Genomic DNA, 23,765 nt, shown 5'->3' with positions numbered 1-23,765 from the left:
AGTGCACTCCCCAACAACTTTGCCCTGATTGTTAGGGGCTCTTCAGTGTGAAAAAAGCCGTGAATAGCCAACGACCTGTAAACCTAGACCTAAGGACCATCAAACTCCCCATCACCGGCGTTACGTCGTTTCTCCACCGTGTTTCCGGCATCATCCTCTTCCTGGGCATCGGCATCATGCTTTATGCATTGAGCAAATCCCTGGGCTCCGAGGAAGGCTATGCCGAGGTGAAGGCGTGCTTGACCAGTCCGCTGGCCAAATTCGTTGCATGGGGCCTCCTGTCCGCCTTGCTGTATCACTTGGTGGCCGGTGTACGCCATCTGATTATGGACATGGGCATCGGTGAGACGCTGGAAGGCGGCAAGCTGGGCTCGAAAATCGTTATCGCCGTATCCGTGGTGGTAATCGTTCTGGCGGGAGTTTGGATATGGTAACCAGCGTTACGAACCTGTCGCGTTCGGGCCTTTACGACTGGATGGCACAGCGTGTGTCTGCGGTCGTTCTCGCGGCTTATTTCATTTTCCTGATCGGATACCTCGTAGCGAATCCGGGCATTGACTACACCCAGTGGCATGGCCTGTTCGCAAACAACTGGATGCGTATCTTCAGTCTGCTGGCCATGGTGGCCCTGGGCGCTCACGCCTGGGTCGGCATGTGGACCATCTCGACTGACTACCTGACGCCGATGGCGCTGGGCAAGTCGGCCACAGCAGTACGTTTCCTTTTCCAGGCAGTATGCGGCGTCGCGATGTTCGCTTACTTCGTCTGGGGTGTGCAGATTCTCTGGGGTATCTGATTCATGGCTAACATTCCAACCATTTCATTCGACGCCATCATCATTGGCGGCGGCGGCGCCGGCATGCGTGCCGCACTGCAGCTGGCCCAGGGCGGCCACAAGACTGCGGTGATCACCAAGGTGTTCCCGACCCGTTCGCACACTGTGTCTGCCCAGGGCGGCATCACTTGCGCGATCGCCTCGGCGGACCCGAACGATGACTGGCGCTGGCACATGTACGATACCGTCAAGGGTTCCGACTACATCGGTGACCAGGACGCTATCGAATACATGTGTCAGGAAGGCCCGGCTGCGGTCTTCGAACTGGACCACATGGGTCTGCCGTTCTCCCGTACCGAAACCGGTCGTATCTACCAGCGTCCTTTCGGCGGTCAGTCCAAGGACTACGGCAAGGGCGGCCAGGCTGCTCGTACCTGCGCAGCGTCCGACCGTACCGGTCACGCACTGCTGCACACCCTTTATCAGGGCAACCTGAAAGCCGGCACCACCTTCCTCAACGAGTGGTACGCAGTCGATCTGGTGAAGAACCAGGACGGCGCCTTTGTCGGCGTGATCGCTATCTGCATCGAAACCGGTGAAACCACCTACATCCGCTCCAAGGCCACCGTTCTGGCCACCGGCGGTGCAGGTCGTATCTACGCCTCCACCACCAACGCCCTGATCAACACCGGTGACGGCGTTGGTATGGCGCTGCGTGCTGGCGTTCCGGTGCAAGACATCGAAATGTGGCAGTTCCACCCGACCGGCATTGCAGGCGCCGGTGTACTGGTAACCGAAGGTTGCCGTGGTGAGGGTGGTTACCTGATCAACAAGCATGGCGAGCGTTTCATGGAGCGTTATGCTCCTAACGCCAAAGACCTGGCTGGCCGCGACGTTGTTGCGCGCTCCATGGTCAAGGAAATCATCGCCGGCAACGGCTGTGGCCCGAACGGCGACCACGTGATGCTCAAGCTCGACCACCTGGGCGAGGAAGTGCTGCACAGCCGCCTGCCAGGTATCTGCGAGCTGTCCAAGACGTTTGCGCACGTTGACCCGGTGGTTGCTCCGGTTCCGGTCGTTCCAACCTGCCACTACATGATGGGCGGCGTTGCCACCAACATTCATGGCCAGGCCATCACGCAGAACGCCGCTGGCGAAGACACCATCATCCCTGGCCTGTTCGCAGTGGGTGAAGTGGCTTGCGTATCGGTACACGGCGCCAACCGTCTGGGCGGCAACTCGCTGCTGGACCTGGTGGTGTTCGGCCGTGCAGCCGGTCTGCACCTGGAAAAAGCGCTGACCGACGGTATCGAATACCGCGACGCCAGCGACACCGACGTTGATGTTGCCCTGAACCGCCTGGCCAAGCTCAACGAGCGCACCACCGGTGAAGACGTTGCAACCCTGCGTCGCGAGCTGCAGAACTGCATGCAGAACTACTTCGGTGTATTCCGTACCGGCGAATACATGCAGAAGGGTATCGCCCAGCTGGCTGACCTGCGCGAGCGTATCGCCAACGTCAAGATCAACGACAAGTCTCAAGCTTTCAACACTGCGCGTATCGAAGCACTTGAGCTGCAGAACCTGCTGGAAGTGGCCGAAGCCACTGCCATCGCTGCCGAAGTGCGCAAAGAGTCCCGCGGCGCTCACGCCCGTGAAGACTTCGAAGACCGTGACGACGAAAACTGGCTGTGCCACACCCTGTACTTCCCGGGTGAGAAGCGCGTTGCCAAGCGTGCGGTCAACTTCTCGCCGAAGACTGTTCCGACTTTCGAACCAAAAGTCCGGACTTACTAAAGGGTGATCGATATGTTGCAAGTTGAAGTTTATCGTTACAACCCTGACACCGACTCGGCTCCGAAAACCCAGGTTTTCCAGGTAGACACCGGTGGCAAGGACTTGATGGTGCTGGACGTGCTGGCCCTGATCAAAGAGCAGGACGAAGGTTTTTCCTACCGTCGTTCCTGCCGTGAAGGCGTTTGCGGTTCCGATGGCATGAACATCAACGGCAAGAACGGTCTGGCGTGCATCACGCCGCTGTCTGCCGTGGTCAAGAAGAACAAGCTGGTTGTTCGCCCGCTGCCAGGTCTGCCGGTTATCCGTGACCTGGTCGTCGATATGAGCATCTTCTACAAGCAATACGAGAAGGTGAAGCCATTCCTGCAGAACGATACGCCGGCTCCGGCCATCGAACGTCTGCAGTCCCCGGAAGAGCGCGAGAAGCTCGACGGTCTGTACGAGTGCATCCTGTGCGCTTGCTGCTCGACCTCTTGCCCGTCCTTCTGGTGGAACCCGGACAAGTTCCTGGGTCCAGCTGCCCTGCTGCAAGCCTACCGCTTCCTGGCAGACAGCCGTGACACCAAGACGTCCGAGCGTCTGGCTTCCCTGGACGACCCGTTCAGCGTATTCCGCTGCCGGGGCATCATGAACTGCGTCAACGTTTGTCCGAAGGGCCTGAACCCGACTAAGGCCATCGGTCACATTCGTAACATGCTGCTGCAGAGTGGCGTGTGATTCAGCTGCTGTACCCGTAGGACCGCTGTACCCGTAAAAGCCACGGCGCGGGCTTCAACCCGCGTCATGGCTCTAACCTGAGCAGCAGCTCACAAAGTGGCTGCTCTATATTTTGAAGAAATGAGACAAGCAGGGGCATCCGGGCTGGTACCCGGACTATCAGCGTGATCCTAAGTGGCTTGTTTTGGTCGCTGCATTCGGACTTCTGCAAGCTTGCTCGGTGTCGTCGCCGGTGGTGTTCCCCTAACCGAGGGTGACCAAGCATGCAAGAAAGCGTGATGCAGCGCATGTGGAACAGCGCCTACCTATCCGGTAGTAACGCTGCCTATGTGGAAGAGCTCTACGAGCTCTACCTGCACGACCCTAACGCTGTGCCAGAAGAGTGGCGCACTTACTTTCAGAAGTTGCCTACCGACGGCAGCACTGCCATCGATGTTTCGCACTCGACAATCCGCGATCATTTCGTCTTGCTGGCAAAGAACCAGCGCCGCGCCCAACCGGTATCCGCCGGTAGCGTGAGCAGTGAGCACGAGAAGAAGCAAGTTGAAGTGCTGCGATTGATCCAGGCCTATCGGATGCGTGGCCACCAGGCAGCCCAGCTGGACCCGCTGGGGCTGTGGCAGCGTCCTGCACCTGCAGACCTGTCGATCAATCATTACGGCTTGACCAATGCCGATCTTGATACGACCTTCCGTGCCGGCGACCTGTTCATCGGCAAAGAGGAAGCGAGCCTACGCGAAATTCACGAAGCGTTGCAGCAGACATATTGCCGCACCATTGGCGCTGAATTCACGCACATCACCGATTCCGAGCAGCGTCAGTGGTTCCAGCAGCGTCTGGAAAGCGTACGCGGCCGTCCGACCTATTCCGCCGACATCAAGAGCCACCTGCTCGAGCGCGTCACTGCGGCTGAAGGCCTGGAAAAATACCTGGGTACCAAATACCCGGGCACCAAGCGTTTCGGTCTGGAAGGCGGCGAGAGCCTGATTCCGATGCTCGACGAGCTGATCCAGCGTTCCGGTTCCTACGGCACCAAGGAAGTGGTAATCGGCATGGCCCACCGTGGCCGTCTGAACGTGCTGGTCAACACCTTCGGCAAGAACCCGCGCGAGCTGTTCGACGAGTTCGAAGGCAAGAAGAAGGTCGAGCTGGGTTCCGGTGACGTTAAATACCACCAGGGCTTCTCGTCCAACGTCATGACCACCGGTGGCGAAGTTCACCTGGCGATGGCGTTCAACCCGTCCCACCTGGAAATCGTTTCTCCAGTGGTCGAGGGTTCGGTGCGCGCTCGTCAGGACCGTCGCAACGACCAGACCGGCGACAAGGTTCTGCCGATCTCGATCCACGGTGACGCGGCGTTCGCCGGCCAGGGCGTGGTGATGGAAACCTTCCAGATGTCCCAGACCCGCGGTTTCCGTACCGGCGGCACTGTGCACATCGTGATCAACAACCAGGTCGGTTTCACCATCAGCAACCCGCTGGACTCGCGCTCCACCGAGTACGCCACCGACGTTGCGAAGATGATCCAGGCACCGATCCTCCATGTGAATGGTGATGATCCGGAAGCCGTGTTGTTCGTGACCCAGCTGGCCATCGACTACCGCATGCAGTACAAGCGCGACGTGGTGATCGACCTGGTCTGCTACCGTCGTCGCGGCCACAACGAGGCCGACGAGCCAAGCGGCACCCAGCCACTGATGTATCAGCAGATCGCCAAGCAGCGCACCACCCGTGAACTGTATGCCGATCGCCTGACCCAGGGCGGTGTGCTCGACGCAGAGCGTGTTCAGGCGAAAGTCGACGAATACCGCAACGCGCTGGACAACGGTCTGCACGTGGTCAAGAGCCTGGTCAAGGAGCCGAACAAAGAGTTGTTCGTGGACTGGCGTCCGTACCTGGGCCATACCTGGACCGCGCGTCACGACACCACCTTCGACCTCAAGACTCTTCAGGAACTGTCCGCCAAGCTGCTGGAGCTGCCGGAAGGCTTCGTGGTTCAGCGTCAGGTCGCGAAGATCTACGAAGACCGTCAGAAGATGCAAGCCGGCGGCCTGCCGATCAACTGGGGTTACGCTGAAACCATGGCGTACGCGACCCTGGCGTTCGAAGGTCACCCGATTCGCATGACCGGCCAGGACATCGGCCGCGGCACCTTCTCGCACCGCCATGCGGTGTTGCACAACCAGAAGGACGCCGGCACCTACATCCCGTTGCAGCACCTGTACGAAGGCCAGCCACGTTTCGACCTGTACGATTCGTTCCTGTCCGAAGAAGCCGTACTGGCGTTCGAATACGGCTACTCCACCACCACGCCTAACGCGCTGGTGATCTGGGAAGCCCAGTTCGGCGACTTCGCCAACGGTGCACAAGTAGTGATCGACCAGTTCATCACCAGCGGCGAGCACAAGTGGGGCCGTCTCTGCGGTCTGACCATGCTGCTGCCACACGGTTATGAAGGTCAGGGTCCCGAGCACTCCTCGGCTCGTCTGGAGCGTTACCTGCAGCTGTGCGCCGAGCACAACATCCAGGTATGCGTACCGACCACGCCGGCTCAGATCTACCACTTGCTGCGTCGCCAGGTGATTCGTCCGCTGCGCAAGCCGCTGGTCGTGCTGACACCGAAATCCCTGCTGCGTCATAAACTGGCCATCTCGACCCTGGAAGATCTGGCGGAAGGTTCGTTCCAGACCGTTATCCCGGAAATCGATGCCCAGGATCCAAAAGACGTGGGTCGCATCATTCTGTGTAGCGGCAAGGTCTACTACGACCTGTTGGAAAAACGCCGTGCCGAAGGTCGTGACGACATCGCCATCGTGCGTATCGAGCAGCTGTACCCATTCCCTGAGGACGACCTGATCGAAGTCCTGGCTCCGTACAAAAACGTCAAACACATCGTTTGGTGTCAGGAAGAGCCGATGAACCAGGGTGCCTGGTACTGCAGCCAGCATCACATGCGTCGCATCATCAGCGGTCACAACAAGTCGCTCGTACTCGAGTACGCGGGCCGTGACGCTTCTGCTGCTCCAGCTTGTGGTTATGCATCGATGCACGCTGAGCAGCAGGAAAAACTGCTGCAAGATGCCTTTACTGTTTAACGCCTTCGCGCACCTGAAACCGAATTTAAGGAACCACAGATAATGGCTATCGAGATCAAAGCCCCCACTTTCCCGGAATCGGTTGCCGATGGCACCGTTGCCACCTGGCACAAGCAACCGGGCGACGCCGTCAAGCGTGACGAGTTGATCGTTGACATCGAGACCGACAAGGTCGTGCTGGAAGTTCTGGCCACCGCTGACGGCGTGCTGGGCGCTATCGTCAAGAACGAAGGCGACACCGTTCTGTCCGACGAAGTCCTGGGCTCCATCGTTGAAGGCGGCGCTGCTGCCGCTGCTCCTGCTCCTGCTGCCGCCGCCGCTCCGGCCGCTGCCGCTGCTGCCCCGGCTGCTGCCGATGGCGAAGACGATCCAATCGCTGCTCCTGCCGCGCGCAAGCTGGCTGAAGAAAACGGTATCAACATCGCTTCCGTTGCCGGTACCGGCAAAGGCGGCCGTGTGACCAAGGAAGACGTGGTCGCTGCTGTTGCCGCGAAGAAAGCCGCTCCGGCTGCCGCGCCTGCCAAGGCTCCGGCTCCTGCCGCTGCTGCTCCGGTCTTCGCTGCCGGTGATCGCGTCGAGAAGCGCGTGCCTATGACCCGCCTGCGTGCCAAGGTTGCCGAGCGTCTGGTTGAAGCCCAGTCGAACATGGCGATGCTGACCACCTTCAACGAAGTCGACATGACTGAAGTCATGGCCCTGCGTTCGAAGTACAAGGACCTGTTCGAGAAGTCCCACAATGGCGTACGCCTGGGCTTCATGTCGTTCTTCGTCAAGGCCGCCACCGAAGCCCTGAAGCGCTTCCCGGCTGTCAACGCCTCGATCGACGGTTCCGACATCGTCTACCACGGCTATGCCGACATCGGTGTTGCGGTCTCCAGCGACCGTGGCCTGGTGGTTCCGGTTCTGCGTAACGCCGAACTGATGAGCCTGGCCGAAATCGAAGGCGGCATCGCCACCTTCGGCAAGAAGGCCCGTGACGGCAAGCTGTCGATGGAAGAGATGACCGGTGGTACTTTCACCATCACCAACGGTGGTACTTTCGGTTCGATGATGTCGACCCCGATCGTCAACCCGCCACAAGCCGCGATCCTGGGCATGCACAACATTCTGCAGCGTCCTATGGCGATCAACGGTCAAGTGGTCATCCGTCCGATGATGTACCTGGCGCTGTCCTACGATCACCGCCTGATCGACGGTAAAGAAGCCGTGACGTTCCTGGTGACCATCAAGAACCTGCTGGAAGACCCGGCTCGTCTGCTCCTGGACATCTAAAAAGCAGCTGCATGCTGCAAGCGGGAAGCTTCGCGCCCCAGGGCAAGAGGCTTCAAGCTTGCGGCTGCAGCTTCTAGCTTGCCGTTAAAAGGAACCTTTTATGACTCAGAAATTCGACGTGGTAGTGATTGGCGCGGGCCCAGGCGGTTATGTCGCCGCAATCAAGGCCGCACAACTCGGTTTCACCACCGCTTGCATCGAGAAGTACACCGATAAAGAGGGCAAGCTGGCCCTCGGTGGTACTTGCCTGAACGTCGGTTGCATTCCTTCCAAGGCGCTGCTGGACAGCTCCTGGAAATTCCACGAAGCCCAGGACGGTTTTGCCATCCACGGTATCAACCACGCTGGCGTGACCATGGACGTACCAGCCATGGTGGGTCGCAAGGCCAACATCGTCAAAGGCCTGACCAGCGGTGTTGCCACCCTGTTCAAAGCCAATGGCGTCACTTCGATCCAGGGCCACGGCAAACTGCTGGCCGGCAAGAAAGTCGAAGTCACCAAGCCTGACGGTTCGGTTGAAGTGATCGAAGCCGAAAACGTGATCCTGGCTCCAGGCTCGCGTCCGATCGACATTCCACCGGCTCCGGTCGACCAGAATGTGATCGTCGATTCCACCGGCGCTCTGGAATTCCAATCCGTACCAAAACGCCTGGGCGTGATCGGCGCTGGCGTCATCGGCCTGGAACTGGGTTCGGTATGGTCGCGCCTGGGTGCGCAAGTGACTGTCCTGGAAGCCCTGGACACCTTCCTGATGGCAGCCGACACCGCTGTTTCCAAGGAAGCGCTGAAAACCCTGACCAAGCAAGGCCTGGACATCAAGCTGGGCGCTCGCGTGACCGGCTCCAAGGTCAACGGCGAAGAAGTCGTGGTCACCTACACCGACGCCAATGGCGAGCAGACCATCACTTTCGACAAGCTGATCGTTGCCGTTGGTCGCCGCCCGGTGACCACCGACCTGCTGGCCGCCGATTGCGGCGTGACCCTCGACGAGCGCGGTTTCGTGCACGTTGACGATCATTGCGCTACCACCGTACCGGGCGTCTACGCCATCGGTGACGTGGTGCGCGGCATGATGCTGGCTCACAAGGCCTCGGAAGAGGGCATCATGGTTGCCGAGCGCATCAAGGGCCACAAAGCCCAGATGAACTATGACCTGATCCCTTCGGTTATCTATACTCACCCGGAAATTGCATGGGTCGGTAAAACCGAGCAGGCCTTGAAAGCTGAAGGCGTTGAAGTTAACGTCGGCACCTTTCCGTTTGCCGCCAGCGGCCGTGCCATGGCAGCCAACGACACCGGTGGTTTCGTCAAAGTCATCGCCGATGCCAAGACTGACCGCGTATTGGGCGTCCACGTGATTGGCCCAAGCGCTGCGGAACTGGTTCAGCAAGGTGCGATCGGCATGGAATTCGGCACCAGCGCCGAAGACCTGGGCATGATGGTTTTCTCCCATCCGACCCTGTCCGAAGCCCTGCACGAAGCAGCTCTGGCTGTGAATGGCACTGCCATCCACATTGCCAACCGCAAGAAACGCTAAGCAATAATAAGAAACCACGGCGGTTGGCCCGTCGTGAGCCTTGTGCGCAAGACTCACCGCGGAATATCCGCTGGACTCGACCTCTCGAGGTAGCGCCACACACTGGACCGGGGCCCAGGCTCCGGGTTCAGGTGTGGCGCTGGTTTTGAGAGGAGCGGTCACAGGTGGTGCGGCACTCAATCTTGAGCGCAGCGCCGAATGCGCAGTACCTAACGAAGACGGTAAAAAGCATGAATCTTCACGAGTATCAGGGTAAGCAGCTGTTCGCTGAATACGGCCTGCCAGTATCCAAAGGCTACGCGGTAGACACCCCGGAAGAAGCAGCAGAAGCTTGCGACAAAATCGGCGGCTCCGAGTGGGTTGTCAAAGCCCAGGTTCACGCCGGTGGTCGCGGTAAAGCGGGCGGCGTTAAGCTGGTTCGCAGCAAAGAAGACGCTAAGGCATTCGCTCAGCAGTGGTTGGGCAAGCGTCTGGTGACCTATCAGACTGACGCCAATGGCCAGCCTGTCACCAAGATCCTGGTTGAATCGTGCACTGATATCGCTAAAGAGCTGTACCTGGGCGCTGTCGTTGACCGTTCGAGCCGTCGCATCGTGTTCATGGCTTCCACCGAAGGTGGCGTGGACATCGAGAAAATCGCTCACGACACTCCGGAAAAAATTCTCAAGGCCACTATCGATCCACTGGTTGGCGCTCAGCCATTCCAGGGTCGCGAGCTGGCTTTCCAACTGGGTCTGGAAGGCAAGCAAGTTGCCCAGTTCGCCAAGATCTTCGTAGGTCTGGCCAAACTGTTCCAGGATCACGATCTGGCCCTGCTGGAAGTGAACCCACTGGTGATCAAGGCCGACGGCGATCTGCACTGCCTGGACGCGAAGATCAACATCGACGCCAACGCCATGTACCGTCAGCCTAAGCTGAAAACCTTCCACGATCCGTCCCAGGACGATCCGCGCGAAGCCCACGCTGCCAAGTTCGAACTGAACTACGTAGCCCTGGAAGGCAATATCGGCTGCATGGTCAACGGTGCCGGCCTGGCCATGGGTACCATGGACATCGTCAACCTGCACGGCGGCAAGCCAGCCAACTTCCTCGACGTAGGTGGTGGTGCTACCAAAGAGCGCGTGACCGAAGCCTTCAAGATCATCCTGTCCGACACCAACGTCGCTGCAGTACTGGTCAACATCTTCGGCGGCATCGTTCGTTGCGACATGATTGCCGAAGGCATCATCGGCGCGGTGAAAGAAGTCGGCGTGAAAATCCCGGTTGTTGTTCGCCTTGAAGGCAACAACGCTGAACTGGGCGCTAAAGTACTGGCAGAAAGCGGCTTGAACATCATCGCTGCTACCAGCCTGACCGACGCTGCTCAACAAGTTGTCAAAGCTGCGGAGGGCAAATAATGAGCGTCCTGATCAATAAAGACACCAAAGTTATCTGCCAGGGCATTACCGGTTCGCAAGGTAGTTTCCACACCCAGCAAGCCATCGAGTACGGCACCAAGATGGTTGGCGGCGTAACTCCTGGCAAAGGCGGCACCGAGCACCTGGGCCTGCCAGTGTTCAACACCGTGAAAGACGCTGTAGCTGCCACTGGCGCCACCGCCAGCGTGATCTACGTTCCAGCTCCTTTCTGCAAGGACTCGATCCTGGAAGCGGCCTTCGGCGGCATCAAGCTGATCGTCTGCATCACCGAAGGCATTCCTACCCTGGACATGCTGGACGCCAAGGTTAAGTGCGACGAGCTGGGTGTTACCCTGATCGGCCCTAACTGCCCAGGCGTGATCACCCCAGGCGAATGCAAGATCGGCATCATGCCAGGTCACATTCACTTGCCAGGCAAGGTCGGTATCGTTTCCCGTTCCGGCACCCTGACCTACGAAGCTGTTAAGCAGACTACTGACGCCGGTTTCGGTCAGTCCACCTGTGTCGGCATCGGTGGTGACCCGATCCCGGGTTCGAACTTCATCGACATCCTGAAGCTGTTCCAGGAAGACCCGAAGACCGAAGCGATCGTGATGATCGGTGAGATCGGCGGTTCGGCTGAAGAAGAAGCGGCTGCCTACATCAAGGCTCACGTGACCAAGCCGGTTGTTTCCTACATCGCTGGTGTGACTGCTCCTCCGGGCAAGCGCATGGGCCATGCTGGCGCAATCATCTCTGGCGGCAAAGGCACTGCAGACGAGAAATTCGCTGCTCTGCAAGACGCAGGCGTGAAAACCGTGCGTTCGCTGGCAGACATCGGCAAGGCCCTGGCCGAGCTGACCGGTTGGGCTGTCAAGTAAGCCTCGCGCTTAGCTGACGCTTCAACCACAAAGGCCACCTTCGGGTGGCCTTTGTGCTTTCTGTCGTAGGAGACCTGCATCCTGCACAGAGCCGGGGGGAAATATAATTTCAAAAATGCGACATCATTCTGTCGCATATCGGATAGTTCGCCCTGGAACAGTGCGCTTGTCTTACCGATTCTGTAATCTAGCCGCCTCTTTTTGCGTCTGCTGCCCACAAGGTCGCTGCGCGCTAAACGGGTCAGTCTTATACGGACTGACAGCATTTCCCTCACCCATAAGGGAAATCCCTCTCTAAATTCCGATTCAGTAGTGTGGTATTTCCTTAATGAAAGTGTTGAAAGGCCAGGACATCCTGGCACTCGGCTTTATGACTTTTGCCCTGTTCGTCGGGGCCGGCAACATCATTTTCCCGCCTATCGTCGGCCTGCAGTCCGGACCCCATGTCTGGATGGCGGCGCTGGGCTTCCTGATCACTGCGGTCGGTCTGCCGGTGATCACCGTGGTTGCCCTGGCCAAGGTTGGCGGTGCCATGGACGCGCTGAGCACGCCTATCGGCAAGCTGGCCGGTGGCCTGCTGGCAGCGGTCTGCTACCTGGCGGTAGGCCCGCTGTTCGCCACGCCACGTACCGCTACCGTGTCCTTTGAAGTGGGCCTGGCGCCGTTGACCGGCGAAAGCCCGCTGGCCCTGTTCCTCTACAGTTCGGTGTACTTCCTGCTGGTGTTCTTCATCTCCCTGTACCCGGGCCGGCTGCTGGACACCGTCGGACGCTTCCTGGCGCCGCTGAAGATCATCGCCCTGGCTGTGCTGGGCATTGCGGCCTTTGCCTTGCCCGCCGGCGACATCGGCACCGCCACTCCCGAGTACGTTGCAGCACCGTTCTCCCAGGGCTTCATCAATGGTTACCTGACCATGGATACCCTGGGCGCGCTGGTGTTCGGCATCGTCATCGTCAATGCCATCCGTTCCCGCGGGGTCGAGTCGCCTCGGCTCATTACCCGTTATGCCGTGATCGCCGGCCTGATCGCCGGGGTCGGCCTGGCGCTGGTCTACGTCAGTCTGTTCCGCCTGGGCTCGGGCAGCCATGAAGTGGCCGCCGGTGCCAGCAACGGCGCCGCGGTATTGCACGCCTATGTGCAGCACACCTTCGGTTCCCTGGGCAGCGGTTTCCTCGCGGTGCTGATCTCCCTGGCCTGCCTGGTGACCGCCGTGGGCCTGACCTGCGCCTGCGCCGAGTACTTCAGCCGTGTCCTGCCGCTGTCCTACAAGACGCTGGTGGTGATCCTCGCGGCGTTCTCGCTGCTGGTATCGAACCTGGGCCTGACCAAGCTGATCGCGTTCTCGATCCCGGTGCTGACCGCGATTTACCCGCCGTGCATCGCCCTGGTGGCCCTGAGCTTCTGCAAGGACTTCTGGCAGGACCAGCGCCGTATCGTCGGCCCGGTGATGCTGGTGTCCTTCGTGTTCGGCCTGATCGATGCCCTCAAGGGCGCGGGCCTGGCCGGCTGGATGCCAAACCAGCTGTCGCACTTGCCGCTGAGCGAGCAGGGCCTGGCGTGGCTGGTGCCGTCGGTGATCGTGCTGGTGGTGGCGGTGATCTGCGATCGCCTGCTGGGCAAGCGCAGCGAAGCCCTGGCCTGACCTGAAGTTGATGGCCCGGGGTCGCCACAAGCGGCCCCCGAGCCCCTTAAAAAATGCCCCGCATCGATGGATGCGGGGCATTTTTTATGGGCGTAGAGCGGTGTCTTTTTCCCCTGCGGGGCGTCGAAGCAGTGCCCTTTGCTTTTGTCTTCTGCCAACGCCTTACAGGAATTTGCATGTCGTTCGTTCAAGCCAACCTGATCCACCTACTGGCCGCCCTGTGGTTCGTCGTCTGCTGGGGTGGCTATACCCGCTACGCCAGTTGGAAGGGAAGGGACACCGCGTGCCTGGCCAGCGTCCTGCACCTGTATCGCGAGGACTGGATGCGCCGCATGCTGCTGCGGGATAACCGTATCGCCGATGCCAGCGTGATCGGCAACCTGGAGCGCAATGCCTCGTTCTTCGCCTCCAGCACCCTGATCATCCTGGCGGGCATCCTCACCGTGCTGGGCGCCTCGGAGCGTGCAGTGTCGCTGTTGGCGGACATTCCCATGGTCCAGCAGGCGTCCCAGGGCATGTCGGAAATCAAGCTGCTGTGCCTGGCGCTGGTGTTCGTCTATGCCTTCTTTACCTTCAGCTGGTGCATGCGCCAGTACAACTTCGCCGCAGTGCTGGTGGGGTCGGCGCCAATGATCGGCGAGCGTCATGTTTCCGAGCAGGAGCGCAAGGCTTTTGCATCGCGAGCGGCTCGGGTAATTTCCATGGCGGCCAACCAGTTCAACTTCGGATTGCGTTCCTATTACTTCGGCATGACCATGCTGGCCTGGTTCGTCAGCCCCTGGTTATTCATGCTGATGAGCGCGGGTGTGGTGTTTGTCCTGTATCGGCGGGAGTTCCACTCCGATGTACTTGAGGTCATGGTCTATACACCGACAGAACAACCTGTGGTCGATAGCCCCAAAGATGCAGCCTGAGCGTTGATGGCTGATCGATTGAACGGTTAAAAGGAGTTGGCCAATGAGCAGTTCGCGTGCCCTGAAGTACCTGTGCCTGGGGTTTTTCCTGTTGTCGGGCTGCAGGGCGCAAACCCTGTATCTGAATGGCGAAGCCCGGGGCAGGGTGGTAGATGCATTGAGCGGCGTGCCGATCGCCGGGGCCAAGGGCGCCTTGTGTGGCGCACAGTTCCTGACGGCCGATGACGGGAGCTTCAAGGTCGAGGCGGCAACGGACTGGGAATGGGTCATGTTGCTGGCCGGGCGTTCGCCGCAGGACATCCCGCACCCTTGCTTCATGAGTATCGCGGCAGCGGATTACCAGACCCGCCAATGGCTGGCGCCTGTTACCGCCCACTACGACTTTCCCATCAGGTTGCTGCCCATTTCCAGCCCCTTGCACTATGCACTGGAGTCCCCGGGCAATGAGTCGGTGCCAATGCAGCCGTTGCAGGCAGAGCCCCACCAGGACGAATTGTTCCTGGGGGCAGGCGGCTGATCTTCAACGCTTAGTTGCTTGCCCGGCAACTAAGCACTGTTGTATTGAGCGACTGTTTTACGAGCAAGAAAAAGCCCGCACTTGGCGGGCTTTGTTCTTTGTTGCGCTAAAACCGACTTAGTTGGTTTTAGGAGCTGCTTCCTTGGCGCTTTCTTCAGCAGCAGCCTTGTTGGATTCAGCCTGATCTTTGGCTGCTTCGGCGTTTTCTTTTGCCGCGTCGTTCACTTTATCCTGAGCTTCGTTCATTTTCTGTTGGGCTTGCTCAGCATGTTGATTGGCATCTTGAGCTTTGTCCTCGGATTTTTTGTCGCAGGCAGCCAGACCGAGGGAAGCGGTCAGCATCAGGGCAATAGCTAAAGTCTTACGCATGGGGTGTTTCTCCTTAGTGAAGATATCTACTGGCCTTTCGATCATGGCCTTGTGATTTAAGTTCCTTGAGACTCACAGATATATTAAGTCCTCATTTCATGGAACTTTTGCCTGCTTCATTCAACGCACATTCCCGACAATAAAAAGAGATAAATCTCATGGCGCAAAACCCTATTTCTGAGCGTGCGGCGCGCTTTCTTTCCGCCTTGCGCCACTGCCAGGTGCTGGGCATCCGGGTACATAGCGCCTCTGAAGAGGGCCTGACCCTGACCTTGCCCTACAGTCCGCAGATTGTCGGCGACCCGCAAACCGGGATCATTCACGGCGGTGCCCTGACCACGCTGATGGACAGCGCCTGTGGCATGGCCACGCTTTGCGTGCTGCCGGAGTTCGAGGTGTGTCCGACCCTGGACCTGCGCATAGACTATATGCATCCGGCGGTCCCTCATCATGACGTGCACGGCTTTGCCCAGTGTTACCGGGTCACCACCGATGTGATCTTTACCCGCGGCTTTGCCTATCAGGATGATCCCGAGCGTCCCGTGGCTCATGTAGTCGGCACTTTCATGCGCATGGGCCGGGGGCTCAAGGGCAGCCGCGGGCTGGCCAGCTCGATCAAGGGGGAGCGGGCATGAGCACGGACCTTCGAGCACTCCTGGAGCAGGCTCGCCAGCAGGGCGATTACACCGCGTTGCTGGAGCAGATCCCCTACGCGAAGCTGATTGGCATCGAGTGCACGCAACTGGGAGATGAACTGCTGTTTCGCCTGCCGGCCAACAAGGACAATATCGGCAACCCTCTGCTTCCAGCCCTGCACGGTGGAGTGATCGCCGGTTTCATGGAACTGGCGGCCGCCTTGCATTTGCTGATTCTCACCGGCTCGCCCGGGGTGCCGAAAATCATCGACTTTTCCCTCGACTACCTGCGCGCCGGGCAGTTTCGCGACACCTTTGCCCGCTGCCAGGTGTGCCGGCAGGGCAGGAGGGTGGCCAATGTCGCCATCACCGCCTGGCAGAGCACTGCCGAGGAGTCGATTGCCACCGCTCGCGCACATTTCAAGATCGAAGAGAGCACCGGCCCTTGAAATCCAGCGAGCGACCCCCACTTTCATGTCATCCCGCCGCCCTCCGCTCCCGGAACGCGGCCAATGCCATCTGATTGGAGTTTGATGACCATGAGTGTGGAAACTCAAAAGGAAACCCTGGGCTTCCAGACCGAGGTGAAGCAACTGCTGCACCTCATGATCCATTCGCTGTATTCCAACAAGGAAATCTTCCTTCGCGAATTGATCTCGAACGCCTCTGACGCCGTCGACAAATTGCGCTTCGAAGCCCTGTCCAAGCCCGAGTTGCTGGAAGGTGGCGCCGAACTGAAAATCCGTGTGAGCTTCGACAAGGACGCGAAAACCGTCACCCTCGAAGACAACGGTATCGGCATGAGCCGAGAAGATGTGATCACCCACCTGGGGACTATCGCCAAATCCGGCACTGCCGATTTCATGAAGAACCTCACCGGCGACCAGAAGAAGGACTCGCACCTGATCGGTCAGTTCGGTGTCGGCTTCTACTCCGCCTTTATCGTGGCCGACCAGGTTGAAGTGTTCAGCCGCCGTGCCGGCCTGCCTGCCAGCGAAGGCGTGCACTGGTCTTCCAAGGGTGAGGGCGAGTTCGAAGTTGCGACCATCGACAAGGCCGAGCGCGGCACCCGCATCGTCCTGCACCTGAAATCCGGTGAAGACGAGTTCGCCGATGGCTGGCGCCTGCGCAACATCATCAAGAAGTATTCCGACCACATCGCGCTGCCGATCGAGCTGCCCAAAGAAGCCGCTGCCGCTGAAGGCGAAGAGAAACCTGCGCTGGAGTGGGAAACCGTCAACCGCGCCAGTGCCCTGTGGACCCGTCCGCGTACCGAGATCAAGGACGAGGAATACCAGGAGTTCTACAAGCACATCGCCCATGACTTCGAAAACCCGCTGAGCTGGAGCCACAACAAGGTCGAAGGCAAGCTGGAGTACAGCTCGCTGCTCTACGTACCGGCTCGCGCGCCGTTCGACCTGTACCAGCGTGAAGCGCCCAAGGGCCTCAAGCTCTACGTGCAGCGCGTGTTCGTCATGGATCAGGCCGAGTCGTTCCTGCCGCTGTACCTGCGCTTCATCAAGGGCGTGGTGGACTCCAACGACCTGTCGCTGAACGTCTCGCGGGAAATCCTGCAGAAAGACCCGATCATCGACTCGATGAAGTCGGCGCTGACCAAGCGTGTCCTCGACATGCTGGGGAAACTGGCGAAGAACGAACCCGAGCAATACAAGGGCTTCTGGAAGAACTTCGGCCAGGTGATGAAGGAAGGCCCGGCCGAGGACTTCGCCAACAAGGAGAAGATCGCCGGCCTGCTGCGCTTCGCCTCCACCCAGGGCGACGACGGCGAGCAGAATGTCTCCTTGGCCGACTACCTGGCACGCGCCAAGGAAGGCCAGGACAAGATCTACTTCCTCACCGGCGAATCCTACGCCCAGGTGAAGAACAGCCCGCACCTGGAAGTCTTCCGCAAGAAAGGCATCGAAGTGCTGCTGCTCACCGACCGTATCGACGAGTGGCTGATGAGCTACCTCAACGAGTTCGACGGCAAGAGTTTTGTCGACGTGGCGCGCGGCGACCTGGACCTGGGCAACCTCGACTCCGAAGAGGACAAGAAGGCTGCCGAGGAAGTCGCCAAGACCAAGGAAGGCCTGGTTGAGCGGATCAAGACCGCCCTGGGCGAGAGCGTCAGCGAAGTGCGGGTTTCCCACCGCCTGACCGACTCGCCGGCGATCCTGGCCATTGGCGAGCAGGACCTGGGGCTGCAAATGCGTCAGATCCTTGAAGCCAGCGGGCAGAAGGTTCCGGATTCCAAGCCGATCTTCGAGTTCAACCCGACTCACCCGCTGATCGAGAAACTCGACGGCGAGCAGAGCGAAGAGCGCTTTGGCGACCTGTCGCACATTCTCTTCGATCAGGCGGCCCTGGCGGCCGGTGACAGCTTGAAGGATCCGGCGGCCTATGTGCGCCGGCTGAACAAGCTGCTGGTGGAGCTGTCGGTTTAACCACGTTGCAAGAAAAACCCGCTTCGGCGGGTTTTTTCATTCTGGTGTCCCCCTACTGGAGAAGATGAGTCATGAGTCAAATCACAGTGCGTTCCGTGGTCTATCAGATCGATGGCCAGCCCTATGAAGGCCGCCTGGCCTTCGATGCCGCCCATAAAGCTGCGCGTCCGGGGTTGCTGATGGCGCCGAACTGGATGGGTGTCAGCGCCGGCGCGGAGAAGATCGCCGAGGCGGTGGCGGCCAAGGGTTATGTGGTGCTGATCGCCGATCTGTATGGCCAGTCGCTGCGCCCCGGCGATGCGAGCCAGGCCGGTGCCGCGATGATGCCGCTCAAGGATGATCGGGCGTTGTTGCGCAAGCGCATGCAGGCGGCCTTTGCGGCCTTGCAGAGCCAGGGCGAAGCCGCGGTGGACACCTCCAGGCTGGCCACCTTCGGCTTCTGCTTTGGCGGCTGCTGCGCCCTGGAACTGGCCCGCAGTGGCGCGCCGGTGAAGGCGGCGGTGTCGTTCCACGGCACCCTGGACACCCCCAACCCTGCCGATGCCAACAACATCAAGGGCTCGGTACTGGTACTGCACGGCGCGGCGGACCCGTTCGTGGCCAAGGAGCAACTGCCGGCCTTCGAAGCGGAAATGGACGCCGCGGGAGTGGACTGGCAACTGGTCAGCTACGGTGGCGCGGTGCATTCCTTCACCGACACCCACGCCAACCTGCCGGGCAAGATGATGTACGACGCCAAGACCTCGGCCCGGGCCTTCTCCACCATGCATTACCTGCTGGACGAAGTCTTTAGCGGCTGACCCACCGACCCTGATCCCGTAGGAGCTGGCTTGCCAGCGAAGGCGTCAGTGAGAGCAACGCCAGACTCACGGGCCTGTTCGCCGGCAAATCGGCCCCTACCGATCAGTGGCGGGCGGGTGGCAATTGGATGCGCTCGCTTTCTCCCGGCACCTGCGGCCAGTCCCCGGCGGCCCAGCGTCTGCGAGCTTCATCGATCAACAGTGGATCGCTGGCGACGAAGTTCCAGTTGATCCGCCGCGGGCCGTCCAGGGCGGCGCCGCCGATCAGCACCGCGTGGCAATCGCTCTCGGCGAACAGCGTGGCGTTCTCCCCCTCTGGCAATACCACCAGCGAGTGCACGGGTAATGGCTCGCCGTCCAGTTGTGCCTCGCCCTCCAGTACATACAGCGCACGCTGTTGATGCTCGGTGGGAATCAGCAGGCTGGTGGCGGTCTGCAGCCGCAGCTCGGCATACAGGGTGGGGGAGAGCACCGGCACCGGCGACTCCAGGCAGAAACCGCTGCCGGCAATCATCCGAATGCTCACCCCCAGGTTGTCGCTCACCGGCAGGCTGCTGGCCGGGTGATGGCTGTAGTGCCCCGGGCCCTGCTCCTGTTCTTTGGGCGAGGCCAGCCAGACCTGCAGGCCGTGCATGGCAAACCCCTGGGCCTGCAAGGGCGCTGGCGTGCGCTCGACATGGGCGATGGCGCTGCCGGCGGTCATCCAGCTGACGTCCCCGGCGCCCACGATCTGGTCGGAGCCCAGGCTGTCCTTGTGCTGGATCTGCCCGGCGAACAGGTAGGTCAGGGTGGAGAGGCCGATATGCGGATGCTGGCGGATATTCATGCCCTTGCCCGGCGGGTAGCGGGTTTCCAGCATGTGGTCGAAGAACACGAAAGGCCCGACACTGCGGCACTGGGCCGAAGGCAGGGGGCGCAGGATGGGCTGGCCTTCAACGTCCTCGGCACGGGGACGGATCACGAGGGGGGAGTTCATGGCGGATTCCAGGCTGATCGGGTTATGCCCGGGAGCATAACCCGCTTGTGCCAGCCTTGCCGCTACTGGCTGAAGGCGCCTTCGGAGAGGTGGGTCTCGATGCTGACTTCGCTGGTGGTCATCAGCTTGTGGATCGGGCAGCGATCGGCCACCCGGTGCAGCTCATCACGATGGGCGTCGGTGAGCACGCCCTTGAGGGTCAGCTTCACATGCAGGGCGTACTTGCCTTTCTGCTCTTCGCTGTTGTCGTGCTTGATCTCCACGGTGACCCCGGTCAGCGGGATGTTCTTCTTCTGCGCGTAGAGCTTGAGGGTCAGGGCCTTGCAGGCGCCCAGGGCGGCATCGAAGTAGTCATGGGGCTCGGGTGCGGTGCCTTCGCCACCGGCGGACTTGGGCAAGTCGGTGAACAACTGGTGGTCGTCGACCTGGATGCTGTGGCGGAAACCTTCGCTGGACTCGGTATTGACGGTGATGGTCATGGCAAACCTCAGGCAGTGATGAATAAGGATCAGGCTGTAAGGGTGCTGAAGTTATAGAGCATATCGAAGCGCGGGCGTTCCCCTTTTTCTGAACCTGCGGCTCGGCGTCGCGGTCTATCCTGCTTCGATCCATGGGAGGCGGCCCGGTGCACTGGAACCCTGTTCAAGCAAGCTGTTTGTGGGCGCTGCTGATGCTGCCGCTGGCGGTGGCCCAGGCGCGTGACTATGTGTACAGCGACGCGCACCTGCATTACGTGGACTTCTTCCAGGAAACCGCGGGCATGGAAGCCTTGCTCAAGGCCATGGATGACAACCGCATCGAGCAGGTGATGATTGCCGGGATTCCGGTGGCCAAGAAATGGCACGAGGATGAGCCCAAGCGCCCGCGCTACTACGCCGGGGACGATGCCGCGGCCTACTGGTACAGCGCCACCGACGTGCTGGTGGCCGCCGCGGTGAAAAAGCTGCCGGCCGAGCAGCGCCGGCGCTTTCATCCGTTCCTTTCGGGGTTCAACCCCAACGACAAGAACTCCGCGGCGCATATCCAGCGCATGCTCGATCTCGACCCGGGGCTGTGGCAGGGCATCGGCGAGGTCTTCACCCGGCACGACGATCTCACCGCACTGACCGCCGGCGACACGCCGCGGGCCAATAACGAGGCGATGACCAAGGTCTATCACCTGGCGGCCGAGAACGACCTGCCGGTTATGCTGCACTCCAACATCACCTCCAAGCGCGAGCGCAATCCGCTGTACCTGGCGGAAATCGAAGAGCCGCTGCGCAATCACCCCCATACGCGTTTTATCTGGGCCCATGCCGGCACCAGTGCCGAGATCCATCGTCACCAGACCCGGCTGGAGTTCCTGCTGCCGACCCTGACGCGGCTGCTGGAGAGCTACCCCAACCTCTACATCGACCTGTCCTGGAGCCTGCTCACGCCCTATCTGCTGGATAAGCAGGGCAACCCCGACCCGGCCTGGCTGCAGCTGGTGGAGCGTTTCCCGGAGCGCTTCATGCTGGGTTCGGACGTGGTCGGGCGCTTCAACAAACTGGGGAGCGAGCTGCGGGGGTTCGATGGCTTTCTTGACGCCTTGCCGCAGGAGGTAGCACGCAAGGTGGCCCATGACAATTTCCTCGCCATCCTTCCCGCCAACCATCGTCCCTAGCAGGCGCCAGACTGTCATCAGCCTGTCATGCCTGCTTCATAAGCTCGCGCCATCTCAATCAAGGAGCGCGATATGCACCTCACTCGTTTAAGCGCACTGGCGGCGCTGATGATCTTCAGTGGCCTGGCCTGCGCCGAAGTCCGTGTCGAAGGGCCGGTGGAATACGGCGTGTTCGAAGGTCCCAAGGCCGAGCTGCAATCGGGGGAGCGGGTGCTGCGCCGCAGCAACGAGAAGATCCAGCAGACTTCCGTGGTGCCCGCCAGGCTGGGGACCAAGTTCGGCATGCGTTACCAGTTGCTGGGCAAGGTGGCCGAAGATCAGCCCCTGACTCTTCTTTACCTGACGCCGGGCATCCGTACGCCGGACGGGGTACGCCATGACAAGTTCGAAATCACTCAGAAACTGGTGCCCAACGCTCCCCAGGACGTGATGGCCTATGAGTTCACCGAAAGCCATGAGGTGGTCCCGGGCGAGTGGCGTTTCATGGTCTTCCAGGGCGACCGATTGTTGGCAGAACAGCGATTTTCTGTGCGCTGAATCGTTTTACGCCCAAGTATTGGAGTGCTAGGGCGTTTTGATATCACGTTTTTGTCTTACGCAATTTTCCAATGGCCCGATACCGTCTAAGAGCACCCTGCTGCAAGTTCTTGCAGCGCTCTAGGAAGGAGCCAGAGGAATGAGTCTTAGAAGTCTGAACATTGCGTTACGGGCGAGCCTGGGTTTCGGCTTGCTGGCGCTGATGGTGTTTGCCCTGGGGGCATTCGCCTTGATGCAGATGGGCAATATGCGCCAGCAGTCCGATGAAGTGGAAAGCAATTGGCTGCCCAGCGTGATGTCCGTAGGGGAAATGAACCAGGACCTGCTGCGCATTCGCGCCCTGACCCTGCGGTTGTTGATCAATCGCGACCCGCAGGCGATCACCCAGAACGAAAACAAGATCAACGAGATCAAGAGTGTCCTGGGGGTTGCCCAGAGCCGCTACGAATCCTTGATCCTCCTGCCTCAGGAGCGGGTCCTGTTCGATCGCTTCAAGACCATCGAAAAACAGTACCTGCAACGCCAGGAACGGGTCATGCAGCTCTCCAGCCAGAACCAGCTGGAGGAAGCGGTCAAGGTGGTCAATGGCGAAATGAACCAGCTGGCCGATGAGATGGCCGCGACCCTGCACGAGCTGGTGGAGCTGAACAAGCAAAGCGCGACCCATGCCACCGATCTGGCCCAGGCGGTGTTCAGCAAGTCGCGGGTATGGGTGATCGGCATGATTGCCCTGGCGGCGCTGGTGACCATCGGCCTGGCCCTGTTGTTGACCCGCAGTATCGTCCTGCCTCTGGCGCAGTCGTTGAATGTGGCCGAAGTGGTGGCCGGCGGCGATCTGACCGGCACTATCACGGTGACCGGCAGGGACGAGCCGGCGCGCCTGCTGCACGCGCTCAAGGCCATGCAGCACAGCCTGCGGGAAACCATCCGGCGCATCTCCGATTCATCCAGCCAGCTGGCCTCGGCCTCGGAAGAGCTCAGTTGTGTCACCGAGGATGCGACCCGTGGCCTGCATCAGCAGAGCCTGGAGATCGAACAGGCGGCCACGGCGGTAAACCAGATGACCGCAGCGGTGGAGGAGGTGGCCAGTAACGCAGTGGCCACGTCCGAAGCCTCGCGGGAGTCCGACCGCATCGCCCAGCACGGGCGCGAGCAGGTGCACCAGACGGTGCTCTCGATTGAGTCGCTGGCGCAGGACGTGACGGCCAATGCCAGCCAGGTGGAGGATCTGGCGCAGAAGGTCTATGGCATCAGCAAGGTACTGGAGGTGATCCGTTCCATTGCCGAGCAGACCAACCTGCTGGCGTTGAACGCGGCCATCGAGGCGGCACGGGCCGGGGATGCGGGACGCGGGTTCGCAGTGGTGGCCGATGAAGTCCGGGCCCTGGCTCATCGGACCCAGCAGTCGACCCAGGAAATCGAGCAGATGATCGGTGGTATCCAGCAGGGCACCGACCAGGCCGTCAGTTCCATGCAGCAGAGCAACAACCGCGCCCATTCGACCCTGGAGGTGGCCAAGGCGGCAGGGCAGGCGCTGGAGGAAATCGCATCGGCCTTCACCCAGATCAATGAGCGCAACATCGTCATTGCCAGCGCCTCGGAGCAGCAGGCGGCGGTGGCGCGGGAGGTGGACCGCAACCTGATGAACATCCGCGACCTGGCCTTGCAGACCTCCGCCGGGGCCAATCAGACCAGTGCGGCCAGCCAGGAGTTGTCGCGCCTGGCGGTGGACCTGAACAGCATGGTGGCGCGTTTCTCGGTCTGAGCCTTCTGGCAGGCGAAAAAAAGCCCCGAACCGGTCGGGGCTTTTTCATT

The 23,765-nt window shown here is 60.3% G+C and carries 22 protein-coding genes; 19 read left to right on the top strand and 3 right to left on the bottom strand.

Translation table 11 applies throughout. The annotated features are described in order from the left end of the window. Positions 1 to 47 precede the first annotated feature (47 nt). From sdhC to BLS75_RS20280, 12 genes are all read left to right on the top strand, one after another. Positions 48 to 434 (top strand): succinate dehydrogenase, cytochrome b556 subunit, encoded by a 387-nt coding sequence (gene sdhC, locus BLS75_RS20335; RefSeq protein ID WP_015634665.1) that lies wholly within the window; start codon positions 48 to 50, stop codon positions 432 to 434. Further along, positions 428 to 796, top strand: a complete 369-nt coding sequence (gene sdhD, locus BLS75_RS20330; RefSeq protein WP_011060049.1) for a succinate dehydrogenase, hydrophobic membrane anchor protein — start codon at positions 428 to 430, stop codon at positions 794 to 796. Before sdhC ends, sdhD begins: the two co-directional genes overlap by 7 nt. Positions 797 to 799: 3 nt before the next feature. Beyond that, the gene (gene sdhA, locus BLS75_RS20325) at positions 800 to 2,572 is read left to right on the top strand and encodes a succinate dehydrogenase flavoprotein subunit (protein ID WP_011060050.1); all 1,773 of its coding nucleotides are present in this window, start codon (positions 800 to 802) and stop codon (positions 2,570 to 2,572) included. Between the two features lie 12 nt (positions 2,573 to 2,584). Continuing rightward, positions 2,585 to 3,289: a succinate dehydrogenase iron-sulfur subunit gene (locus tag BLS75_RS20320; RefSeq protein WP_011060051.1), complete on the top strand. Its 705-nt coding sequence runs from the start codon at positions 2,585 to 2,587 to the stop codon at positions 3,287 to 3,289. 263 nt (positions 3,290 to 3,552) lie between these two features. After that, positions 3,553 to 6,384: a 2-oxoglutarate dehydrogenase E1 component gene (locus BLS75_RS20315; RefSeq protein ID WP_011060052.1), complete on the top strand. Its 2,832-nt coding sequence runs from the start codon at positions 3,553 to 3,555 to the stop codon at positions 6,382 to 6,384. Between the two features lie 42 nt (positions 6,385 to 6,426). Then, positions 6,427 to 7,656: a 2-oxoglutarate dehydrogenase complex dihydrolipoyllysine-residue succinyltransferase gene (gene odhB / locus BLS75_RS20310; RefSeq protein ID WP_041116735.1), complete on the top strand. Its 1,230-nt coding sequence runs from the start codon at positions 6,427 to 6,429 to the stop codon at positions 7,654 to 7,656. Between the two features lie 100 nt (positions 7,657 to 7,756). Continuing rightward, complete coding sequence (gene lpdA, locus BLS75_RS20305) at positions 7,757 to 9,193, top strand: dihydrolipoyl dehydrogenase (RefSeq protein WP_011060054.1); 1,437 nt, start codon at positions 7,757 to 7,759, stop codon at positions 9,191 to 9,193. Between the two features lie 230 nt (positions 9,194 to 9,423). After that, on the top strand, positions 9,424 to 10,590 hold the full coding sequence (sucC, locus tag BLS75_RS20300; protein WP_009047768.1) for an ADP-forming succinate--CoA ligase subunit beta: 1,167 nt from the start codon (positions 9,424 to 9,426) through the stop codon (positions 10,588 to 10,590). Next, positions 10,590 to 11,471, top strand: a complete 882-nt coding sequence (sucD, locus tag BLS75_RS20295; RefSeq protein WP_003223019.1) for a succinate--CoA ligase subunit alpha — start codon at positions 10,590 to 10,592, stop codon at positions 11,469 to 11,471. Before sucC ends, sucD begins: the two co-directional genes overlap by 1 nt. Before the next feature lie 328 nt (positions 11,472 to 11,799). Beyond that, a complete protein-coding gene (gene brnQ / locus BLS75_RS20290; protein ID WP_072451660.1) occupies positions 11,800 to 13,113 on the top strand; it encodes a branched-chain amino acid transport system II carrier protein in 1,314 nt (437 codons plus the stop codon). 176 nt (positions 13,114 to 13,289) lie between these two features. After that, positions 13,290 to 14,027 carry a DUF599 domain-containing protein gene (locus tag BLS75_RS20285; protein WP_011060056.1) on the top strand — a complete coding sequence of 246 codons (738 nt, stop codon included), beginning with the start codon at positions 13,290 to 13,292 and terminating at the stop codon, positions 14,025 to 14,027. 43 nt (positions 14,028 to 14,070) lie between these two features. Then, positions 14,071 to 14,544 carry a hypothetical protein gene (locus tag BLS75_RS20280; protein ID WP_072451659.1) on the top strand — a complete coding sequence of 158 codons (474 nt, stop codon included), beginning with the start codon at positions 14,071 to 14,073 and terminating at the stop codon, positions 14,542 to 14,544. Between the two features lie 117 nt (positions 14,545 to 14,661). On the opposite strand, the gene BLS75_RS20275 is transcribed toward BLS75_RS20280, so the two are convergent. After that, positions 14,662 to 14,913: a hypothetical protein gene (locus tag BLS75_RS20275; protein WP_011060058.1), complete on the bottom strand. Its 252-nt coding sequence runs from the start codon at positions 14,911 to 14,913 to the stop codon at positions 14,662 to 14,664. Positions 14,914 to 15,071: 158 nt separating this feature from the next. Here BLS75_RS20275 and BLS75_RS20270 point away from each other — a divergent pair, with 158 nt between their 5' ends. From BLS75_RS20270 to BLS75_RS20255, 4 genes are all read left to right on the top strand, one after another. Continuing rightward, positions 15,072 to 15,548: a PaaI family thioesterase gene (locus tag BLS75_RS20270; RefSeq protein ID WP_015634669.1), complete on the top strand. Its 477-nt coding sequence runs from the start codon at positions 15,072 to 15,074 to the stop codon at positions 15,546 to 15,548. Further along, positions 15,545 to 15,997 (top strand): PaaI family thioesterase, encoded by a 453-nt coding sequence (locus BLS75_RS20265; protein ID WP_015634670.1) that lies wholly within the window; start codon positions 15,545 to 15,547, stop codon positions 15,995 to 15,997. Before BLS75_RS20270 ends, BLS75_RS20265 begins: the two co-directional genes overlap by 4 nt. Positions 15,998 to 16,087: 90 nt before the next feature. Beyond that, positions 16,088 to 17,992, top strand: a complete 1,905-nt coding sequence (gene htpG / locus BLS75_RS20260; protein ID WP_072451731.1) for a molecular chaperone HtpG — start codon at positions 16,088 to 16,090, stop codon at positions 17,990 to 17,992. A gap of 71 nt (positions 17,993 to 18,063) precedes the next feature. Next, positions 18,064 to 18,792 carry a dienelactone hydrolase family protein gene (locus BLS75_RS20255; protein WP_072451658.1) on the top strand — a complete coding sequence of 243 codons (729 nt, stop codon included), beginning with the start codon at positions 18,064 to 18,066 and terminating at the stop codon, positions 18,790 to 18,792. Between the two features lie 103 nt (positions 18,793 to 18,895). Here BLS75_RS20255 and BLS75_RS20250 read toward each other — a convergent pair whose 3' ends face one another. Then, positions 18,896 to 19,768 carry a pirin family protein gene (locus tag BLS75_RS20250; RefSeq protein ID WP_072451657.1) on the bottom strand — a complete coding sequence of 291 codons (873 nt, stop codon included), beginning with the start codon at positions 19,766 to 19,768 and terminating at the stop codon, positions 18,896 to 18,898. Positions 19,769 to 19,830: 62 nt separating this feature from the next. Then, on the bottom strand, positions 19,831 to 20,247 hold the full coding sequence (locus tag BLS75_RS20245; protein WP_072451656.1) for an OsmC family protein: 417 nt from the start codon (positions 20,245 to 20,247) through the stop codon (positions 19,831 to 19,833). A gap of 131 nt (positions 20,248 to 20,378) precedes the next feature. On the opposite strand from BLS75_RS20245, the gene BLS75_RS20240 reads away from it, so the two are divergent. The 3 genes from BLS75_RS20240 (at position 20,379) to BLS75_RS20230 (ending at position 23,715) form a co-directional block, all read left to right on the top strand. Continuing rightward, a complete protein-coding gene (locus BLS75_RS20240) occupies positions 20,379 to 21,413 on the top strand; it encodes an amidohydrolase family protein (protein ID WP_041116746.1) in 1,035 nt (344 codons plus the stop codon). Positions 21,414 to 21,485: 72 nt separating this feature from the next. Continuing rightward, a complete protein-coding gene (locus BLS75_RS20235) occupies positions 21,486 to 21,950 on the top strand; it encodes a DUF3859 domain-containing protein (RefSeq protein WP_072451655.1) in 465 nt (154 codons plus the stop codon). A 139-nt stretch (positions 21,951 to 22,089) separates the two neighbouring features. Continuing rightward, on the top strand, positions 22,090 to 23,715 hold the full coding sequence (locus BLS75_RS20230) for a methyl-accepting chemotaxis protein (protein ID WP_015634676.1): 1,626 nt from the start codon (positions 22,090 to 22,092) through the stop codon (positions 23,713 to 23,715). Positions 23,716 to 23,765: the final 50 nt, after the last annotated feature.

The organism is Pseudomonas sp. NFPP12 (genome assembly GCF_900103205.1).
Classification (GTDB): Bacteria; Pseudomonadota; Gammaproteobacteria; order Pseudomonadales; family Pseudomonadaceae; genus Aquipseudomonas; species Aquipseudomonas protegens.
This window is presented reverse-complemented; position numbering and strand designations above follow the sequence as displayed.

Excerpts from the sequence above, each read along its gene's own strand:
- sucC (WP_009047768.1), top strand. The coding sequence starts at position 9,424 with ATGAATCTTCACGAGTATCAGGGTAAGCAGCTGTTCGCTGAATACGGC.
- sdhD (WP_011060049.1), top strand. The coding sequence starts at position 428 with ATGGTAACCAGCGTTACGAACCTGTCGCGTTCGGGCCTTTACGACTGG.
- brnQ (WP_072451660.1), top strand. The coding sequence starts at position 11,800 with ATGAAAGTGTTGAAAGGCCAGGACATCCTGGCACTCGGCTTTATGACT.
- odhB (WP_041116735.1), top strand. The coding sequence starts at position 6,427 with ATGGCTATCGAGATCAAAGCCCCCACTTTCCCGGAATCGGTTGCCGAT.
- BLS75_RS20235 (WP_072451655.1), top strand. The coding sequence starts at position 21,486 with ATGCACCTCACTCGTTTAAGCGCACTGGCGGCGCTGATGATCTTCAGT.
- BLS75_RS20270 (WP_015634669.1), top strand. The coding sequence starts at position 15,072 with ATGGCGCAAAACCCTATTTCTGAGCGTGCGGCGCGCTTTCTTTCCGCC.
- BLS75_RS20255 (WP_072451658.1), top strand. The coding sequence starts at position 18,064 with ATGAGTCAAATCACAGTGCGTTCCGTGGTCTATCAGATCGATGGCCAG.
- BLS75_RS20285 (WP_011060056.1), top strand. The coding sequence starts at position 13,290 with ATGTCGTTCGTTCAAGCCAACCTGATCCACCTACTGGCCGCCCTGTGG.
- sdhA (WP_011060050.1), top strand. The coding sequence starts at position 800 with ATGGCTAACATTCCAACCATTTCATTCGACGCCATCATCATTGGCGGC.
- BLS75_RS20275 (WP_011060058.1), bottom strand. The coding sequence starts at position 14,913 with ATGCGTAAGACTTTAGCTATTGCCCTGATGCTGACCGCTTCCCTCGGT.
- BLS75_RS20315 (WP_011060052.1), top strand. The coding sequence starts at position 3,553 with ATGCAAGAAAGCGTGATGCAGCGCATGTGGAACAGCGCCTACCTATCC.
- BLS75_RS20250 (WP_072451657.1), bottom strand. The coding sequence starts at position 19,768 with ATGAACTCCCCCCTCGTGATCCGTCCCCGTGCCGAGGACGTTGAAGGC.
- BLS75_RS20230 (WP_015634676.1), top strand. The coding sequence starts at position 22,090 with ATGAGTCTTAGAAGTCTGAACATTGCGTTACGGGCGAGCCTGGGTTTC.
- BLS75_RS20320 (WP_011060051.1), top strand. The coding sequence starts at position 2,585 with ATGTTGCAAGTTGAAGTTTATCGTTACAACCCTGACACCGACTCGGCT.
- BLS75_RS20240 (WP_041116746.1), top strand. The coding sequence starts at position 20,379 with ATGGGAGGCGGCCCGGTGCACTGGAACCCTGTTCAAGCAAGCTGTTTG.
- lpdA (WP_011060054.1), top strand. The coding sequence starts at position 7,757 with ATGACTCAGAAATTCGACGTGGTAGTGATTGGCGCGGGCCCAGGCGGT.
- BLS75_RS20245 (WP_072451656.1), bottom strand. The coding sequence starts at position 20,247 with ATGACCATCACCGTCAATACCGAGTCCAGCGAAGGTTTCCGCCACAGC.
- BLS75_RS20280 (WP_072451659.1), top strand. The coding sequence starts at position 14,071 with ATGAGCAGTTCGCGTGCCCTGAAGTACCTGTGCCTGGGGTTTTTCCTG.
- htpG (WP_072451731.1), top strand. The coding sequence starts at position 16,088 with ATGAGTGTGGAAACTCAAAAGGAAACCCTGGGCTTCCAGACCGAGGTG.
- BLS75_RS20265 (WP_015634670.1), top strand. The coding sequence starts at position 15,545 with ATGAGCACGGACCTTCGAGCACTCCTGGAGCAGGCTCGCCAGCAGGGC.
- sucD (WP_003223019.1), top strand. The coding sequence starts at position 10,590 with ATGAGCGTCCTGATCAATAAAGACACCAAAGTTATCTGCCAGGGCATT.